The sequence below is a fragment of the Stenotrophomonas sp. STEN009 genome, from assembly GCF_056760395.1.
Genome location: NZ_JBRRES010000010.1, coordinates 89,518 through 106,322, shown reverse-complemented (window position 1 = coordinate 106,322; position 16,805 = coordinate 89,518). Strand labels below are relative to the sequence as shown.

Genomic DNA, 16,805 nt, shown 5'->3' with positions numbered 1-16,805 from the left:
GTCCATGAACATCGTGCCCCGTCTGCGCCTGTGCGCACTTCCGTTGGCTGTTTCGCTGGCACTGGCTGCCTGTGGCGGCTCGTCGGCTCCCTCCGATGCCAAGAAGCCTTCCGAACCGCCGCCGGCGGCGATGGCGGCCGCCGCGGACACCGCGTTGCCGGCAGGCTGGAAACGCGTGGCCGGTGCCGAGATGCCGGCCGTGCATGACCAGAAGGCCGTGCTGCCGGCCAAGGTGCATTCCGATGACGGCGCCGATATCGCGGTGACCGACACCCGCCGGATCATCGCCGGTGGCGACGACGTCATCGCGGTGATCGAGGCGCTGGGGCTGGGCAAGCAGGTATTTGCCGCCCCGACCAACACCACCACCGAGGCTGGCCGGGCTGCGCCGCACCAGTTCCTGTTCAACCGCACCACGGGTGTGGAGGGTGTGCTGAGCCTGCGGGGTTCGCTGTTCCTGGGCAACAGCCTGCGCCGCCACACCGAGCTGGCGAAGAAGCTGCGCGAGGTGGGGGAGCCGGCGGTGGTCATCGACGATCTGCAGCCGGCGCCGGACAAGGTGCGCAAGGTCGCCGCCGCACTCGGGCTGGCCGAAGCAGGGCAGACGCTTGCCACGCAGGTGCAGCGTCAGCTGGATGAGGCCGCAGCGATCGGCCGGGGCCTGGGCCATGCGCCGCGTGTGATCCATGTGTCGGCCACCGGTGCCGGTGGCGCACCGACCGTTGCGGGCACCGACAGCGCATCGGCGCAACTGATTGCGCTGGCCGGCGGCGTCAACATCGGCACCGAAGCGGGAGTGAAGAACTACTCGCAGCTGAGCAATGAGGGCGTGGTCGCCGCGGCACCGGAGGTGATTCTGGTGACCGAGCACGATCTGCAGCTGTTCGGCGGTGCCGAGGGCCTGTGGAAGTCGTACCCGACGCTGAAGCAGACACCGGCCGGGCAGGCCAACCGGGTCTGGGTGATGCCGGATGTGCAGCTCAAGTACACCAGCGTAGGTTCCGGGGCTGGCGCACTGGCGCTGGCGCGGGCGCTGGCGGCGCTGCCGAAGGCATGAGTCCGGCGGACCGGCGCCGTCGTCGCGGGCGGACGATGTTGATGGTGGCGATGCTGGCACTGCTGGCCGCCATTCTGGCCTCGTTTGCGGTCGGGCCACTGCGCTTGCCACCGCTGGAGGTGCTGCAGGCGCTGGCGGTGAAGATGGGGCTGCTCGATCCGCAGGCGGTGAGCAGCCGCGACCTGGCGGTGGTCTGGCAGCTGCGCATCCCGCGCGCCCTGTTGGGCGCGGTGGTGGGGGCATCGCTGGCGATGGCCGGTGCCAGCCTGCAGGGCCTGTTCGGCAATCCGTTGGCGGACCCGGGCATTGTCGGCGTCAGCCAGGGCGCCGCGCTGGGCGCGGTCGCCGCCATCGTGCTCGGTGCTGCAGGTGCGGCCGGCTGGTTGGTGCCGGTGGCCGCGTTTGCCGGCGGTGCGCTTGCGATCGGCCTGACCTACGCCCTTGCCCGGCCGGGCAAGGGCAGTGGCAATGCCACGCTGTTGCTGGTCGGCATCGCCATGGCGGCGTTCTGCTCGGCGCTGATCGGTTTCCTGACCTACATCGCCAGCGAGAGCGAACTGCAGTCGCTGGTGTTCTGGCAGATGGGTTCGCTGGCCCGCGCCAGCTGGAGTGATGTCGCCGCCGTGGTGCCGTTGTTCGCCATCGGCGTGTTCGCGCTGCAGCGCCTGGCAACGCCACTGGACATGCTGGCGCTGGGGGAACGCCAGGCCCAGCATCTGGGCCTGGACGTGGCACGGACCCGCCGCCGGCTGGTGGCGTTCAGTGCCCTGCTGGTGGGTGCGGCCGTCGCGTTTGCCGGTTCGATCAGCTTTGTCGGCCTGGTGGTGCCACACGTGGCGCGCATGCTGGTGGGGCCGGGGCACCGCTGGTTGCTGCCCCTTTCCGGCCTGCTGGGGGCGCTGCTGATCGTGGTGGCCGATACGGCCGCGCGCACGCTCGACCCGCCGGCGGAGATTCCACTCGGTCTGTTCTCGGCTGCACTGGGTGCACCGTTCTTCCTCTGGCTGGTGCTGCAGCAGCGCCGCAAGGCAGCCCCATGACGGCCCTGCTTCATCTGCGCGACGTCGTGGTGCGACGCGGGCAGCGCGAGATCCTGCACGGCATCAACCTGGCGTTCGAGCCGGCGACAGTCACTGCCTTGGTGGGGCCCAATGGCGCTGGCAAATCGACGCTGCTGGCAGTGGCTGCGGGCGATCTGCATGCCGATGCGGGTGAGGTGAGCCTGCTTGGCAGGCCGCTGGCCGGCTACAAGGCCGGTCCACTGGCGCGCGAGCGCGCGGTGATGCCGCAGGAGCACGGCGTGCGCTTCGCCTTCAGCGTGGAGGAGGTGGTGGCGATGGGGCGCCTGCCACACCCGCCCGATCCCGTACGCGATGGCACGCAGGTGGAGGCCGCGATCGACGCGACCGAACTGCAGGCGCTGCGCCTGCGCGAGGTGCAGCAGTTGTCCGGTGGCGAGTCGGCCCGGACCACGTTCGCGCGCGTGCTGGCGCAGGATACGCCGCTGCTGCTTCTCGACGAGCCGACCGCTGCGCTGGATCTGCGCCACCAGGAGCGTACGCTGCGCAGCGTGCGTGCCTGTGCCGAGGCCGGGGCCTGCGTGATCGTGGTGCTGCACGACCTGAATCTGGCCGCCGGCCATGCCGACCGCATCGTGCTGCTGGAACAGGGCAGGGTGGCCGCCGACGGCTCACCCGCGCAGGTGTTGACCGTGGACACGCTGCAGCGGGTCTACCAGCAGGACGTGGTCGTGCTGGAGCATCCGAAGCGGGGCGTGCCGCTGGTGGTGGTCACCTGATCCGGGCGGCGAAAGGAATCCTCATCGTTCCACTGGTGCGCGCAATCAGCACTTGCGCGCCAGATTGGCAGGTCTAGAATGCGCCCCATGAACCGGATGCCGCTCCTGAAGTTTTTCACCCTGACCCGCGCAAGCGCGGAACGGGCGTGTCTGCCTGGAGCTCGACGGGGCCGCTGAATCGGCCACCGTTGGACCATCCACAGAGCGCCCTCCGGGGCGCTCTTTTCGTTTCCGCAGTCCCTTTCATCCACCCGCTGCACCGCAAGGAGAACGTGCCATGCACCAGATCGCCGAGACCGAACGCTAGCCGCGCACCCTGTCGCCAACCGGGGTGCGCGGCCCCCGAAGTTGGCTTGCAGGAACCCATCACATGAACACCCAGATCCTTTCCCGTCGTCGCAACCTCGGCATCATTGCCCACATCGACGCCGGCAAGACCACGCTCACCGAACGACTGCTGTGGAAGAGCGGCGAGATCCACCGCGTCGGTGAGGTCCATGACGGCAACGCCACCACCGATTTCTCGGCGATCGAGCGCGAGCGTGGCATCACCATCGGCGCAGCAGCCGTGCAGGCGCAGTGGGCGCCGCGCGATCTGCCGCCGCATCGGCTGACCCTGATCGACACCCCGGGCCACATCGATTTCGCCATTGAAGTCGAGCGTTCGCTGCGGGTGCTCGACGGTGCCGTCGCGGTGTTCTCTGCCGTGGATGGCGTGCAGCCGCAGTCGGAAACGGTGTGGCGCCAGGCGCGCCGGCACCGGGTGCCGTTGATCGCCTTCGTCAACAAGATGGATCGTGTCGGCGCCTCGTTCGAGCGCGTGCTGGAGCAGCTGCGGGACAAGCTGCAGGCGCGGCCGTGGGCGCTGGGTGTGCCGCTGGGCAGCGAAAGCGACTTCAGCGGCTGGGTCGATCTGGTGGATGAGCGCGTGCTGCAGTGGCGCGACGGCGGCGTGGTGACCATCACGCCGTGGGATGACGCTGCACGCAGCCAGTGGCAACCGCGGCGCGACGCGCTGGTGGAGGCCGTGGCCGACCATGACGAGGGTCTGGCCGATGCGTGGCTGGAGGGCCGGGTGATCGATGCGGAACTGCTGCGCGCGGCACTCCGGCGGGCGACGCTGGCCGGTGCGGGCGTGCCGGTGCTTGCGGGTGCGGCGTTCAAGGACAAAGGCATCGAGGCGCTGCTGGATGCGGTGGTCGATTACCTGCCTTCGCCGTTGGATCGGCCTGCCGTCACTGCCGAAGGCGAGGCTGGCGACGTGCTGCTGCCGCCGGATCCGGAGGGTCCGCTGGCGGGTCTGTTGTTCAAGATCACCCATCAGCAGCACGGTGCGCTGAGCTTCGTGAGGCTGTATTCGGGAACGCTGAAGGCAGGCGACGCTGTGGCCAGCTCGCAGCATCCGCAGGGTCGGCGCGTGAGCCGCCTGGTGCGGGTGCAGGCAGACCAGACCCATGACATCGAGCAGGCCGTGGCCGGTGACATCGTCGCGGTGCTGGGCTGGAAGGATGCAGTCAGCGGTGAAACGCTGAGCGCACGCGATCAGCCGTTGCGCCTGGAGAGCATCCAGGCACAGGCGCCGGTGCTGGCGTGGCGCCTGGAACCTGCGCGTGCAGCGGACCTGATCCGCATGGCGCAGGGGCTGGCCAGCCTCGCCCAGGAGGATCCGTCATTCCGCGTGGAGACCGATCGCGAGAGCGGCGAAACGCTGGTATGGGGCATGGGCGAACTGCACTTGGAGGTGATGGTCGAGCGCCTGCGCAGCGAATGGAAGGTCGATGTCGGCATCGGTTCGCCGCGCGTTGCCTACCAGGAAATGCCGTTGCGTGCGGTCTCCGGCGTGGTCGGCAGGGTCGTCAAGCAGAGCGGTGGCCAGGGCCAGTTCGCCCATGTGGTGCTGGACGTGGCGCCGCGCGAGGACGACCAGGTGGTGTTCAACGATCGCATCGTCGGAGGCGTGATCCCCCGTGGTTTCATCGCAGCGGTGGAGAAGGGTGCGCGTGCGGCGCTGTCGGAAGGACCGCATGGGCATCCGGTCGTGGGCATCGAAGTGACCCTGGTGGACGGCCAGACCCATGCCAAGGATTCCTCGGACATGGCGTTCCACCGGGCCGGCAGTGAGGCCGTCAGGGCCGCGCTGGCCAGTGCCGGCACGCAGGTGCTGGAGCCGGTGATGGCGGTAACGGTGCATTCGCCCTCGGCGTCGGTGGGCGACGTGGTCGGCGACCTCAACCGTCGCCACGGTCGCGTCGCGCGCATCGAGGACCAGGAGGGCCGTGCCGAAGTGAGCGGCTTTGCACCGCTGGCGCAACTGGTGGGCTACACCACTGCGTTGCGCTCGCTCAGCCAGGGGCGCGCCAGCAGTGAAGCGCACCTGCACGGTTACGAGCCGGTACGCGCTGCCTGAAGTGTGCAAGGGGCCCGTTCGCGGGCCCCTCTTGCTGCCGGCGAGCGGCAGCAGGGCGCATTGCAGTGCAACAAAAGTGTAGAAAAGGCTGGATTAAAGTGATGCCTCACGATAAATTGCGCACCCGTCGTTGCTTGCCGCTGTCTGCCCCCACTCATGCGTGATGACAAAGACCCCGGAACCCTGGAGCTGACCCTGCCGCGCAAGCGCGGTCGTCCGCCCAAATTCGGGTACGCGATGAGCGATGCGCAGCGCGCCGCGCGTTACCGCGCACGCAGGTCGGGCCAGGCCAACCACGCCGATGTGCGCTCCTGCAGTGACATGGTCCTGCTGGACAAGATCCGCGCCGCGGTCAGTGCGCGCGACACCGAACTGGCGGGCTTCCTTGTCCACGTCCTGTGGCAGCGCTATCCGCTGCAGCTGAAATAAGTCAGTGCCGGGGTGGTGGTCGTCACCCGGCTTGTTGATAATGCGGGATTCAGGTTGTTCCCGCTGGCGCGCCCGGGATGGCAGGCGCGCATGACGAAACGGTTCCTACGATGACCACCAGCGACACCACCACCGAAGCGGCGCAGGCCGGCACCCCCCTGTTCTACACCCGTCCGGTGCCGCTGCAGGCTGATGTGCACGCCGACCTGCGCATCCTGCCGGGCAAGCTTGATTTCGCCGCCGGCAACAACGCCATTCCGCTGGTGCTCGGCGAGTTCTCGCTGGCACTGCACCATTTCCCGATCCTGTTCGCCGGCCCCGGCGCCGTTCCGATGGCTGCCGTCGGCGTGACCAACGAGAACCTGTTCATCAAGGACGGGCTGTGGGAAGACGAGGCCTACGTTCCGGCCTATCTGCGTCGCCACCCCTTCATCTTCATCGACACCGGCGCGGACAACGATTTCCTGCTCGGCATCGATGAAGCGAGCCCGCGCGTGGTCAAGGGAGGCGAGGAAGGCCAGGCGCTGTTCGCCGACGGCAAGGCTACCGACATGGTGCAGCAGGCGCTGGAGTTCTGCGGCCAGTACACCCGCGAGCACGAACAGACCCAGGCCTTCTCCAAGGCGCTCATCGAAAAGGGACTGCTGGTCGAGCGCAACGCGACCGTACGCGCTCCGAACGGCCAGGAGTTCAACCTCAACGGCTTCCAGGTGGTCGACGTCGAGAAGTTCGTCGCGCTGCCCGAGGAAACCGTGATCGAATGGCACCGCAGCGGCTGGCTGGCCCTGATCCACCAGCACCTGATGTCGCTGGGCCGCTTCAACGACCTGACCCGTCGCCAGGTGGAACGCCTGGCAGCCTGAGCGGGCTGAAGGGCCGGGCTCCCGCGCAGCGGGGCCCGGTCCGTGCGGGACTAGCGCAGTGACTGCGGAACGCGCCGCAGCTCGCGGGTGTCATATCCCATCGCGGCGATGCGTTTCACCGCCTGCGCATAGTCCTCCGCAGAGACCTGCGGGGTGCGCGCCATGTACCACACGTAGTCGCGCTTGCTACGCGCCACGATGGTCTGCTGGTAGTCGCTATCGATCCAGGCAATGACGTACTCGGCCTGAATGGGCCATACGAACTGCATGCCCCAGATGGCGCCGTTGCCTTCCTTCTCGACCCTGCCGATCGGGTGCATCGATCGCTGTGGTGCGTCGAAACTGCCCTTGCGATAGGTGAAGGTGGTCTGGATGCGGCCGTCCGGCCGCGGCGCGTAGCTTTCAATGGCGTCAAACGCTTCGCGTTCTGGCCAGGAAGGGATATGGGCGATGACGTACCAGTCGCCCATGAAGCGGGGAACGTCGACCGCCTGCGGTCGCGGCAGAGGGCGCAGGTCACTTGAACTGCAGCCGGTGCCGAACAGGGCGATCGCCAGGAACGAGAGCAGCGGAAGGGGGCGCATGGTGACCTCAACGTGGCCGGAACAGGTAATGGGCAACCAGCCACTGCTGGCCGTTGTCGTAGCCGAACAACTCGGCGCAGGCCATCCAGAACATGCGCCAGCGGTTCCACCATTGCCTTGCCGCCGGCCTGCCATAGGTTGCCTCCAGGATCGGCATGATGCGTTCACGCGCGGCATCCTGGTTCGCCAGCCAGTGGTCAGCCGTACGCTGGTAATGCGTGCCATCCAGCAGCCAGCGCCGCTGCAGGCGCAGGTCCTGCTGGAAGTGCAGCAGAGTGTCGGCAGCGGGCATCAGCCCACCCGTGAAGAAGTGCCGCCCCATCCAGTTGTCGCCGCCTTCGGTTTCAAAGGGGTACATCAGGGTGCGGTGGGCGAAGATGTGCACGAACAGCGCGCCGTCGGGCTTCAGCCACTGCGCGATGCGTGACATCAGCTGCGCATGGTTGCGGACGTGCTCGAACATCTCCACCGAAACGCAGCGGTCGAAACGGCCGGCGGGCAGCTCCAGCCGGTTCACATCGCAGGTGATCAGCTCGACATTGCCCAGCCCGCGCAGCCTGCACTGTTCAAGGATGTGCTGGCGCTGGCTGTGCGAATTGGACACCGCCGTGATGCGCGCGCCCGGGAAGCGCTCGGCCATCCACAGGGTCAGCGAGCCCCAGCCACACCCCAGTTCAAGGATGTGCTGCCCGTCAGCCAGGCTGGCACGCTCGCCGTAGAGCTCGAGCATGGCGACTTCGGCTTCGTCCAGGGTCTCGCGACCGCTCGGGTAGTAGCAGCTGCTGTATTTCAGGCGCTTGCCCAGGCAGGCCTGGAAGAATGCGGCGGGGACTTCATAGTGTTGCCGGTTGGCGGCATCGACATGAAGCGCGACCGGGCTGCCGGCCAACTGCTCAAGGCACTGGTTGAAGCGCGCGGACTGCGCCTCGATGCCCCCGGCACTCTCTTCCTGGAGGCGTTGGGCGCACAGCCGGCGGATACCGGAGCGCAGGGCCACATCCGGAATGAGGCCGCGCTCGGCCCAGGCGATCAGCCCGGTTTCCGGATCGGCAGGCGTTGCGAGCGATGTGGCGACAGTCATGGCAGGTGCTCCTTGGACGAACGCGGGAACCACGGGAAGAACATCGGCGTGCTGCGCTGGTAGTCGCGGTAGTCCTCACCACGGCTGCGCAACGCCTGCTTTTCGGTGAAGGGAATGCCGCTGAGATAGCGCAGGAACAGGTACATCAGCACCGGTCCTGTCCAGGCAAGCCAGCCCAATGGCGAGCCGGCCGCGAGCAGGACGTAGGTGAACCAGTGCAGCCATTCGAAGAAGTAGTTGGGGTGCCGCGAGTACCGCCAGAGGCCGGTGCGGCAGGTGCGCCCCTTGTTGGCCGGGTCGGCGCGGAACCGTGCGAGCTGATGGTCGGCCAGCGCCTCGCCGCCGACGCTCAACAGCCAGACTACGGCAGCGGCGGCAACCCAGCCCGCCGCGGCGGGCGAGTCGTTGCTGGCGACGGCCACGAATGGCAGGGAGAACAGCACGATCAGCAGCGCCTGGGCGATGAAGAAGCCGAAGATCTTGCCCTGGTGGCTCTGCCAGTGATCTCGCAGGTATCGGTAACGCCCGTCCTCGGCCTCGCGCCGCACGCGGCTCCACAGGTGCAGCGCGAGTCGGCCGCCCCACAGGCCGCCCAGCACCGCAAGGGCCACACGCGGCAGCGCGGCGCCGTCACCGAGCAGGGCCAGTATCAGCGCTGACGCAGCGACGCCCTTCGCCCACAGCACATCGACGATGCCGATGTTGCGGTGACGGCGTTGCCATGCCCATCCCCAGGCCATGATGAGCAGGGCATACAGGGCAACCCAGGGCAGGGCGTTCATGGTCGGGCTCCGGCAAACGGTGGGCGGATGGCCAGCCTCGACCAGCGACGCGCAGCGCTACAGAGCAGCGGCAGGGCGATGCTCCAGCCGATACCCAGCGTCAGCAGGCCTTTCCAGGCCGGGGGCGAAAGCTGCACGGCGTCGAAGCCGCGGCTGGCGGACAGGTACGCCAGCGGGGCAAGCAGCAGGCCAAAGCACACGGGGAGCGCCGTGTTCCGCTGCAGGAAGGCCATCGATGCATTGATCGTCATCGCGAAGGACGCCCAGAGTGCGAGGATCCAGGGCGGTGGCATCCAGCCCAGGGGCGCAGCGGCATAACGCACCACGCCCGCGGCGGCAGCGGCGCCATCGACCAGCCACGCACAGGCCAGGGCCAGGACCAGCAGGCGGAGCTCGACCCGGGGCAGGGGACTGGTGCTGAGCTGGCTGGCCACGAACAGTGTGGCGGCCAGCAGTGCTGGCCATTGCAGCCCGCGCCCGGCGCCAGCGACCGCGCACAGCCAGACCGCCTGGTTGCCGAGCAGATTGAGCCAGGTGCGGCGCATGTCAGTGTGCGCCCGTGGCGTGCGCGCTGCCCCGATGGCCGGGGCGTGCCAGCAGCAGGTGTGAAACGCCGATCGAACGTTCCAGGAAGCCGCCCTCGCAGTAGGCCAGGTAGAACTCCCACAGACGGCAGAACCGGGCGTCGAACCCCTGCGCATGCACTGCAGGAAGCTGTGCGAGGAATCGCTGGCGCCACGCCCGCAGCGTGAGGGCATAGGAATGGCCGAAGTCCTGCTGCGCCAGCAGCTGCAGATCGCTGGCACGGGTCTTGGCGGCCATGATCGCGTTGATGGAAGGGATGAAGCTGCCGGGGAACACGTGGCGTTTGATGTAGTCCACGCTTCGGCGCGCCTGCTCATAGCGGTGGTCTTCAATGGTGATCGCCTGCAGCAGGGCCAGCCCGTCCGGCTTGAGCAGCCGTTGCAGGGTGGCCATGTAGGTGTCCAGATACTGGGCGCCGATCGCTTCGATCATCTCGATCGAGACCAGCTTGTCGTACTGCCCGTCGAGGTCGCGATAGTCCTTCATCAGCAGGGTGATGCGATCCTCCAGGCCCGCAGCGCGCACCCGTGCCGTGGCCAGCGCATGCTGCTCGGCGGAGATCGTGGTGGTAGTGACATGGCAGCCGTAATGCTGCGCGGCATGCAGTGCGAATCCGCCCCAGCCCGTGCCGATCTCGACCACCCGGTCTCCGGGTGCCAGGCGCAGCTGCTGGCAGATGCGATCGAGCTTGCGCCGCGAGGCGTCCTCGAGCGTGTCCTGCTCGCTGGCGAACAGTGCCGATGAATACATCAGGTCCGTTGACAGGAACAGGGCGAAGAAGTCGTTGCCGAGATCGTAGTGAGCCGCGATGTTGCGCCGGCTGCCTTCGCGGCTGTTGCGGCGCAGCCGGTTCCAGCCGCGCAGCAGCCAGCCGCCGATGCGTGCCGGGCCACGTTCCATGCCGTCCAGCAGATCGCGGTTGCGCACCAGCAGGCGTACCAGCGCAACCAGGTCGTCGCATTGCCAGTCGCCATGGATGTAGCTCTCGCCTGCGCCTACGCTGCCTTGTGCGGCGACTTTGCGGTAGAACGCCGGGTCATCGATGGTCACAGTGACATGCAGTTCCCCCGCAGCGTCGCCCAGCAGTGTTTCGCCGAGGGCATCGCGTACCCGCAGCTGGCCTTCGCGCAGCGGCGCAAGCTGGGACAGCAGGCGTTGGCGCAGGTATGCGTCGAGCGCGCCGGCCCGGGGCATGGCTGCCGATGGAGTCATCTCGTTCATCGCGGTTTTCCGGCAAGTGAGGGGTGGTCATGGACCGGGTTGCGCTTGAGCCACAACCGCAGCGCATGCCAGTGAATCGCCGCAACGACCTGCACGGTCATCAAGGGATACAGGGTGAGCACCTTCGCCAGGCCGCGCCCGTCCAGCGGTCGTCGCTGCATGTGCTGCGTGGCGTCGAACTGGCGCACGCCCTCCTGCAGAACCTGCATGTGGACCCTGAGGTCCTCGCCGGGCGTGCTGAACCGCCAGTCGTAGGTGCAGTCCATCGCCATGAAGGGCGACACATGGAAGCGCTTCTGGAACTGCCAGCGCAGTGAGCCCGGCTCGCTGGCCGCTTCTGCCACTGACAGGACGTAGGCGTGGCGCTCTTTCCATGGCGTATTGGTGATGTCGGCCACGATGCAGTCCAGTGTGCTGCCGTCAGGCTGGTAGCAGTAATAGAAGCTGACCGGGTTGAAGACGTGCCCGCCGAAGCGCAGATGGGTCAGCAGGCGGATGGGGCCCGCCGGGCGATGACCCCGCACGCCTGCGACATGGCGGCGGACCGCCTCGGCAAGCGGCATCGAGGGGTCGCCGAAGTAGTCGCTGCGCCGGAACTCCGCCAGATTGCGGCGGTTCAAGGACCACAGCCATCGTCCGGCAAAGATCGTGTCCAGCTCGTCGAGATCAAGCAGCAGCTGCGCGACCGGGTAGCGGAAGGCGTGCGCGTGCGGCTGGTGCCTGCGGTGTATCACGTGGCCGAAGTAGAGGGCGCTGGCGCTCATGCGGCGGCCTCGTCCTGTGTCATGGGACGTGGCTGTGGCGAACAGGTCCGCATTGCGTCGACGACACGACGGGCACTGCGGATGCCATCTTCGTGGAAACCCCACCCCCAGTAGGCTCCGGCAAACCAGGTGTGGCGGCGGCCCTGTACGTCGGCCCAGCGCTGCTGGGCTCGGACTGCAGCATGATCGTGCACCGGGTGTGCATAGCTCATACGACGCAGTATGCGGCGTGGGTCGATCGCCCCGGTGCGGTTGAGCGTCACGACCAGCGGGATGTCGCCGGGCAGTCCCTGCAGCAGGTTCATGCAGTAGCTCACGGTGCAGGGAGCGGCGGGATCGCGCGGCACATGCGCGTTCCATGCAGCCCATGCCTTGCGGTTGCGGGGCAGCAGGGATGCATCGGTGTGCAGTACGACGTCGTTGGGCTGGTAGCGGATGGCACCCAGTACGTCACGCTCGATCGGATCGGCATCGGCCAGCAGTGCCAGCGCCTGGTTGCTGTGGCAGGCGAGGATCACTTCATCGAATCCTTCCACGCCCGCAGCGCTGTGCACGCGCGCGCCCCAGGGCATCCGCTCGACGGCGAGGACGGGACACTCCAGGCGCTCGTGCACCCGCCAGCGGCGGCGCAGGGCGTCCACGTAGCGCGCCGAACCACCTTCCACCACGCGCCACGGCGCGCGGCCGGTCATCTGCAGCATCTGGTGGTTGGCCATGAACTGGGCCAGGTAGCGTGCGGGGAAGTCCAGGACGGTCGCCGTCGGCGACGACCACAACGCCGACGCCATCGGCAGCAGATGCTCGTCGACGAAGGCCTTGCCATAGCGCTGGCTGCGCAGATAGTCGCCCAGCGTTGGGCCTTCCCGCTCGGCCAGCAGCAGCGGCGCATCGCGATAGAAGCGCCGCAGGTCGGAGAGCATTCCCCAGAAGCGCGGCGAAACGAGGTTGCGTCGCTGGCAGAACAGGCCGTCCAGCGAGGTGGCGATGTACTCTACGCCCGACCGCTCGCTGTGCATGGAGAAACTCATGGTGGTGGGCCGCGAGGTGACGCCCAGCTCGTCGAACAGCGCGCTCAGCAGCGGATAGTGCAGCGGATTGAACACGATGAACCCGGTGTCCACAGCCATCCGCGTCCCGCCCAGCTCGAGATCGTGGGTGTGGGTGTGTCCGCCGAGATAGTCGTTGGCCTCGAACAGCGTGACGTCATGTTCGCCGTCCAGCCACCATGCACTGGCCAGACCAGAGATTCCCGAGCCGATGACTGCGATGCGCATGTCAGTATCTCGCCTTGTCCAGGACCCACGCAGGGATGGGTTTGAGCCCGCTGACCAGCCGCAGGGCGGCCATTGCGCGCAGTCCGTACCAGGTCATGTCCACCTCCCACCAGCGGAAGCCCTGCCTGACCGAGCCGGGAAAGAAGTGATGATTGTTGTGCCAACCCTCGCCGAAGGTCAGCAGTGCCAGCCACAGATTGTTGCGGCTGTCGTCACGGGTATCGAAGCGGCGCCGGCCGAAGCGATGCGCCAGCGAGTTGATGGTGACGGTGGCATGGAACAGGACGACGGTGGAAACGAAGAAGCCCCAGACCAGAAGCTGCGGCCCGGACGTGTGCAGGCCGGGCGCTGCCCGTTCGAGCAGTTCGCCCAGTACATAAAGGCCTGCCGCCAGCAGTACCGGCACCGCGATGTCGAAGCGGTCCAGCCAGCGCAGTTCCGGGAACCGGGCCAGATCAGGCACCCGGGCAAGGTCGGTGGTGAACGCCTCGCGGGTCAGGAACCAGCCCATGTGACTGCGCCAGAATCCGCGCTGGCGTGGGGAATGGGGGTCCTGCGGCTGGTCGGCGTGGCGGTGGTGATGCCGGTGGTGCGCGGCCCACCACAGCGGGCCGCGCTGCACGCTGGAAGCGCCGATCACCGCGAATACGAACTGCACCCAGCGCGGCGCCTGGAAGGTTCGATGCGAGAAGTAGCGGTGATAGAAGGCGGTGATCGCAAACATCCTGATCGCGTAGAGCGCAGCTGCCACGGCCACGGCGATCCAGGACACCCCCACCCAGATCACGCCGAGGCAGGCCAGGTGCATCAGCGCGAATGGCACCGCGCGCAGCCAGTCGATCCGATCCGCACGCCCACTGTCGGTGTCCATTGCAGTGCCGGCGTCGAACCAGCGCCGGATGGTGCTCAGAAGGCGTTCGCGTCGGCTGCGGAGGGGCGCTGCGGAAGCCATGGGGCGGATCTCGAGAGAGGCGTGTGTTTCTCTACGCAGAAGGGCGGGAAATGGATGCGCCTCGTCGCAGATTCTTCGTCTTCCTGTTTGTCTTCACTTCGCCGTAACGGCGCACCCGGCGACCAGAGGCCGCACCCACGCCTGCTGCCACTGGCTGTCCGGCTGGGGCGCAGGCGGGCTGTCGAAGCGCACCACCACGGCGGGGTAAGTGCCACGTGCATCGCGCAGGTTGCTGGTGCCGCGGAACTCCAGCAGGCGACGATCGGCCTCGGCGTAGACCAGTGACAGGCGTGGGGCCACGCCGCCATACCAGGTGTCCAGCTGGACCTCGAATGACTGTGCAGCCAGCCCGCGCCAGCGGTTCGCACCACGCCAGCTGACCTTGACCGGATAGAAGCGCTGGCGCCCGGGGACGAGAAAGGGCAGGGTCACCTCGGCTCCCTGCAGCAGCGGTGTCCAGTGCTGGCGCACGGCCGCATCGAAGCCGGCATCGACGACTGCACCGGCAGGCGCTGGCAGGCGTGCCTGCCGCGATGTGGACGAGGCACTCTCCTTCCACGAGATGCGGACTGCATCGCTGGACATCTCCACGTCAGCCTGCTGACCCGAGCGCTGGTCGAGCAGCCGGTAGCCGCGCGCCAGCGGTCGATCCGTGGCCGCCATGTGTTTTCTTGCAAAGGGCTGGCCGTCCGGGCACAGGTACTGGACCCAGCGCTCGGCGCCTTCCGTGGCGCCCCGCTGCCAGTGCATCTCGCGGTAGGCCACCCGGCCATCCGGCAGGGTGGCGATGCCCTCGTTGTGCAGCAGGGTGGCCGAGAGTGCGTGGCAGGGCAGGCACAGCAGCAGGAGAGTGATGCGCATCGAAGGCGCTCCGGCGGGGGGACGTCCTGGCATACGCGGCAGGGCCGTTGCTGGATGCAGGTCGGCGCTGCATCCAAACGGGCCCGTGGCCCGTACTCAGGACAGACCTTCACCAGCCCGCCGCGACCGCAGATGTACCCTGACGCCGCCAGCCCTCCCGTTCCCTTCGACACCGCCCGCCTCGTGTCCAGTTCCCAGCAGCCCAGCACTGACGCACTGAACTGGACCGGTGACATGGACGCGGTGGCGCGGTTGCGCGACCGCGACTGCTTCATGCGCATCTATGACCACTTCATGCCCAGGTTGTGCGTCTATCTGCGCGGACTCGGCGTGCCGGATGCCGTGGCTGAAGAGCTTGCGCAGGAATGCCTGTTGAAGGTGTGGCTGCGCGCTGGAGACTACGATCCGGCGCAGGCGGCACTGAGTACATGGCTCTACCGGATCGCCCGCAACCTGCATATCGACCGGGTCCGGCGCGAGCGCAGCTGGATGCAGGTCCAGGCGGCCGTCGAAGAGGCCGCTGCCGCGGACCTGGTCGAGCGCAGCAGCGCCGAGCAGTTTGCCGACCATGCACGGCTGCGCCAGCGCATCAACGAACTGCCGGCCGTGCAGGCGCGCATGGTCCGGATGTCGTACTTCGAGGCCAAGAGCCACGGTGAGATCGCCTCCATTCTGGGCATGCCGCTGGGGACCGTGAAGTCGCATCTCCGCCGCGCATTCCTGCGCCTGCAGTCGCGGATCGGAGGTGCGCAATGAGCCCGCACCACCATCTGCACGAATCGACGTTGATGAGTTATGCAGCCGGCGCACTGCCGGCGCCACTGAGCATCGTCGCCGGCACGCATCTGGAGCGCTGCCCGGTGTGCCGGCAGCGCCTGCGGGAGGCTGAGGCGATCGGTTCGGCGCTGCTGGAACACACCCAGCCTGCGCTTGCCGAAGACCGCCGGGACGCCCTGCGCGAGGCCATGCTGGCCCATCTGTCCTCGCAGGCGGTCTCAGCAGCGGCCGAGCCATCATCGCCGCGGGAGGTGCCGCATGAACGGCCGGAGGCCGATCCGGACTACCTGCCGGCATCGCTGCACCCGTATTTCGGCAGGTCACTGGCAGCGCTGCGTTGGCGCTGGATGGCGCCTGGCGTGCACTGCATCCGGGCCGAACAGATGCCATCGTTGATCATGCTGAAGATCGCACCCGGAAAGTGCCTGCCGATGCACAGCCACGGGCGGAGCGAGCTGACGCAGATCCTGCGCGGTTCCTACAACGATGCGTTGGGCCTGTTCGCGCCTGGCGATGTCGCGGATCTTGACGAGGACGTTGAGCACCAGCCGGTGACGGCGCCGGGCGTGCCATGCATCTGTGTATCCGCGCTGGATGCCCCGCTGGTGTTCAGTGGTTGGCTGGCGCGGCGCATCCAGCGTTTCGTGAAACTCTGAGCCTTATGGACAGCCACGCCGCCCCTGGCAGCATGAAGCTGCTCGTTGCCGGCGCAACGGGGCTGGTGGGGCAGGGCGTTGTCCTGGCCTGCCTGGAATCGCCCCGGGTGCAGCGTGTCACGGCACTGGTCCGCAGGCCGGGCAGCCGGCCGGGGCAGCAGGTCGCCGAACTGCTGCTCGCCGATTTCCGGCAGGCCGCCGGCAGTGTTGACCTGTTTTCGGGATTCGACGCCTGCCTTTACTGCGCCGGAGCGCCGCCGGTGGGAACCCGCGAAGCCGAGTACCGCGCGGTGACCTTCGATGCCACGCTTGCCGTGGCTTTGGCGTTCGCCCAGGCATGTCCGCAGGGGCGCTTCCTGTACGTGTCCGGGGCGCATGCCGATCCGCAGAGCCGCATCATGCCATTGCGGGTGAAGGGGCAGACCGAACAGGCACTGGCCCGCTTGCCGATCCGTACGGTGATGCTGCGACCAGGCGGTGTCCAGCCTGTTGCAGGTACAGGCACGGTGCATTCGTGGATGAAGCCACTCTATGGTGTCGGCGCCCCGGTGCTGGGGCTGGTCGCACGCATGGCCCCTTCCATCGCGACCAGCAATCTGGCCCTGGGGCGGGCGATGGTTGCATTGGCCGACATGCCACAGCCGCCGGGCGTTGTTGAGTGCGCGCAGATCAACCGGCTCGGCACCAGACAAGGCCCCTGAGCCGGCGCGCGCC

The 16,805-nt window shown here is 67.7% G+C and carries 18 protein-coding genes; 9 read left to right on the top strand and 9 right to left on the bottom strand.

Features of this window, described 5'->3' with window-relative positions; genetic code table 11:
* Positions 1-4 precede the first annotated feature (4 nt).
* From ACVOMM_RS07110 to ACVOMM_RS07085, 6 genes are all read left to right on the top strand, one after another.
* Positions 5-1,057 carry a heme/hemin ABC transporter substrate-binding protein gene (locus ACVOMM_RS07110; RefSeq protein ID WP_481526059.1) on the top strand — a complete coding sequence of 351 codons (1,053 nt, stop codon included), beginning with the start codon at positions 5-7 and terminating at the stop codon, positions 1,055-1,057.
* Positions 1,054-2,097, top strand: a complete 1,044-nt coding sequence (locus ACVOMM_RS07105) for a FecCD family ABC transporter permease (RefSeq protein ID WP_053518563.1) — start codon at positions 1,054-1,056, stop codon at positions 2,095-2,097. The genes ACVOMM_RS07110 and ACVOMM_RS07105 overlap by 4 nt, the downstream gene beginning before the upstream one ends.
* On the top strand, positions 2,094-2,855 hold the full coding sequence (locus ACVOMM_RS07100; RefSeq protein WP_065182205.1) for a heme ABC transporter ATP-binding protein: 762 nt from the start codon (positions 2,094-2,096) through the stop codon (positions 2,853-2,855). Before ACVOMM_RS07105 ends, ACVOMM_RS07100 begins: the two co-directional genes overlap by 4 nt.
* A 370-nt stretch (positions 2,856-3,225) precedes the next feature.
* Entirely contained in the window at positions 3,226-5,262 is a 2,037-nt protein-coding gene (gene fusA, locus ACVOMM_RS07095; RefSeq protein WP_481526058.1) for an elongation factor G, read from the top strand.
* 156 nt (positions 5,263-5,418) lie between these two features.
* Positions 5,419-5,691, top strand: a complete 273-nt coding sequence (locus ACVOMM_RS07090) for a hypothetical protein (protein WP_019659661.1) — start codon at positions 5,419-5,421, stop codon at positions 5,689-5,691.
* 110 nt (positions 5,692-5,801) lie between these two features.
* Positions 5,802-6,554 (top strand): SapC family protein, encoded by a 753-nt coding sequence (locus ACVOMM_RS07085; protein ID WP_053518557.1) that lies wholly within the window; start codon positions 5,802-5,804, stop codon positions 6,552-6,554.
* Between the two features lie 50 nt (positions 6,555-6,604).
* Here the strand turns inward: ACVOMM_RS07085 and ACVOMM_RS07080 are convergent, their stop codons facing one another.
* The 9 genes from ACVOMM_RS07080 to ACVOMM_RS07040 all read right to left on the bottom strand — a co-directional run bounded on the left by ACVOMM_RS07080 (position 6,605) and on the right by ACVOMM_RS07040 (position 14,658).
* A complete protein-coding gene (locus ACVOMM_RS07080) occupies positions 6,605-7,138 on the bottom strand; it encodes a lipocalin family protein (protein ID WP_065175694.1) in 534 nt (177 codons plus the stop codon).
* A 7-nt stretch (positions 7,139-7,145) separates the two neighbouring features.
* Complete coding sequence (locus ACVOMM_RS07075; protein ID WP_164152905.1) at positions 7,146-8,219, bottom strand: SAM-dependent methyltransferase; 1,074 nt, start codon at positions 8,217-8,219, stop codon at positions 7,146-7,148.
* Positions 8,216-9,001, bottom strand: coding sequence for a DUF1295 domain-containing protein (locus tag ACVOMM_RS07070; RefSeq protein ID WP_461287876.1), 786 nt, complete (start codon positions 8,999-9,001; stop codon positions 8,216-8,218). The genes ACVOMM_RS07075 and ACVOMM_RS07070 overlap by 4 nt, the downstream gene beginning before the upstream one ends.
* Positions 8,998-9,546 carry a DUF2878 domain-containing protein gene (locus tag ACVOMM_RS07065; RefSeq protein WP_346475192.1) on the bottom strand — a complete coding sequence of 183 codons (549 nt, stop codon included), beginning with the start codon at positions 9,544-9,546 and terminating at the stop codon, positions 8,998-9,000. Before ACVOMM_RS07065 ends, ACVOMM_RS07070 begins: the two co-directional genes overlap by 4 nt.
* A 1-nt stretch (position 9,547) precedes the next feature.
* Positions 9,548-10,807, bottom strand: coding sequence for an SAM-dependent methyltransferase (locus tag ACVOMM_RS07060; protein WP_180875144.1), 1,260 nt, complete (start codon positions 10,805-10,807; stop codon positions 9,548-9,550).
* Positions 10,804-11,571, bottom strand: a complete 768-nt coding sequence (locus tag ACVOMM_RS07055; protein ID WP_128988603.1) for a DUF1365 domain-containing protein — start codon at positions 11,569-11,571, stop codon at positions 10,804-10,806. The genes ACVOMM_RS07060 and ACVOMM_RS07055 overlap by 4 nt, the downstream gene beginning before the upstream one ends.
* Positions 11,568-12,845, bottom strand: a complete 1,278-nt coding sequence (locus tag ACVOMM_RS07050) for an NAD(P)/FAD-dependent oxidoreductase (RefSeq protein WP_481526057.1) — start codon at positions 12,843-12,845, stop codon at positions 11,568-11,570. The genes ACVOMM_RS07055 and ACVOMM_RS07050 overlap by 4 nt, the downstream gene beginning before the upstream one ends.
* 1 nt (position 12,846) lies before the next feature.
* Positions 12,847-13,797, bottom strand: coding sequence for an acyl-CoA desaturase (locus ACVOMM_RS07045; RefSeq protein WP_164152110.1), 951 nt, complete (start codon positions 13,795-13,797; stop codon positions 12,847-12,849).
* A gap of 93 nt (positions 13,798-13,890) precedes the next feature.
* On the bottom strand, positions 13,891-14,658 hold the full coding sequence (locus ACVOMM_RS07040; RefSeq protein ID WP_481526056.1) for a hypothetical protein: 768 nt from the start codon (positions 14,656-14,658) through the stop codon (positions 13,891-13,893).
* Between the two features lie 132 nt (positions 14,659-14,790).
* Between ACVOMM_RS07040 and ACVOMM_RS07035 the strand changes: the two genes are divergently transcribed.
* Genes ACVOMM_RS07035 through ACVOMM_RS07025 form a run of 3 tightly spaced genes read left to right on the top strand, consistent with a single transcriptional unit; the run spans position 14,791 to position 16,792 of the window.
* On the top strand, positions 14,791-15,414 hold the full coding sequence (locus tag ACVOMM_RS07035; RefSeq protein ID WP_065182216.1) for a sigma-70 family RNA polymerase sigma factor: 624 nt from the start codon (positions 14,791-14,793) through the stop codon (positions 15,412-15,414).
* Complete coding sequence (locus ACVOMM_RS07030) at positions 15,411-16,091, top strand: ChrR family anti-sigma-E factor (RefSeq protein ID WP_481526055.1); 681 nt, start codon at positions 15,411-15,413, stop codon at positions 16,089-16,091. Before ACVOMM_RS07035 ends, ACVOMM_RS07030 begins: the two co-directional genes overlap by 4 nt.
* Before the next feature lie 32 nt (positions 16,092-16,123).
* Positions 16,124-16,792 carry an NAD-dependent epimerase/dehydratase family protein gene (locus tag ACVOMM_RS07025; protein ID WP_481526054.1) on the top strand — a complete coding sequence of 223 codons (669 nt, stop codon included), beginning with the start codon at positions 16,124-16,126 and terminating at the stop codon, positions 16,790-16,792.
* Positions 16,793-16,805 lie beyond the last annotated feature (13 nt).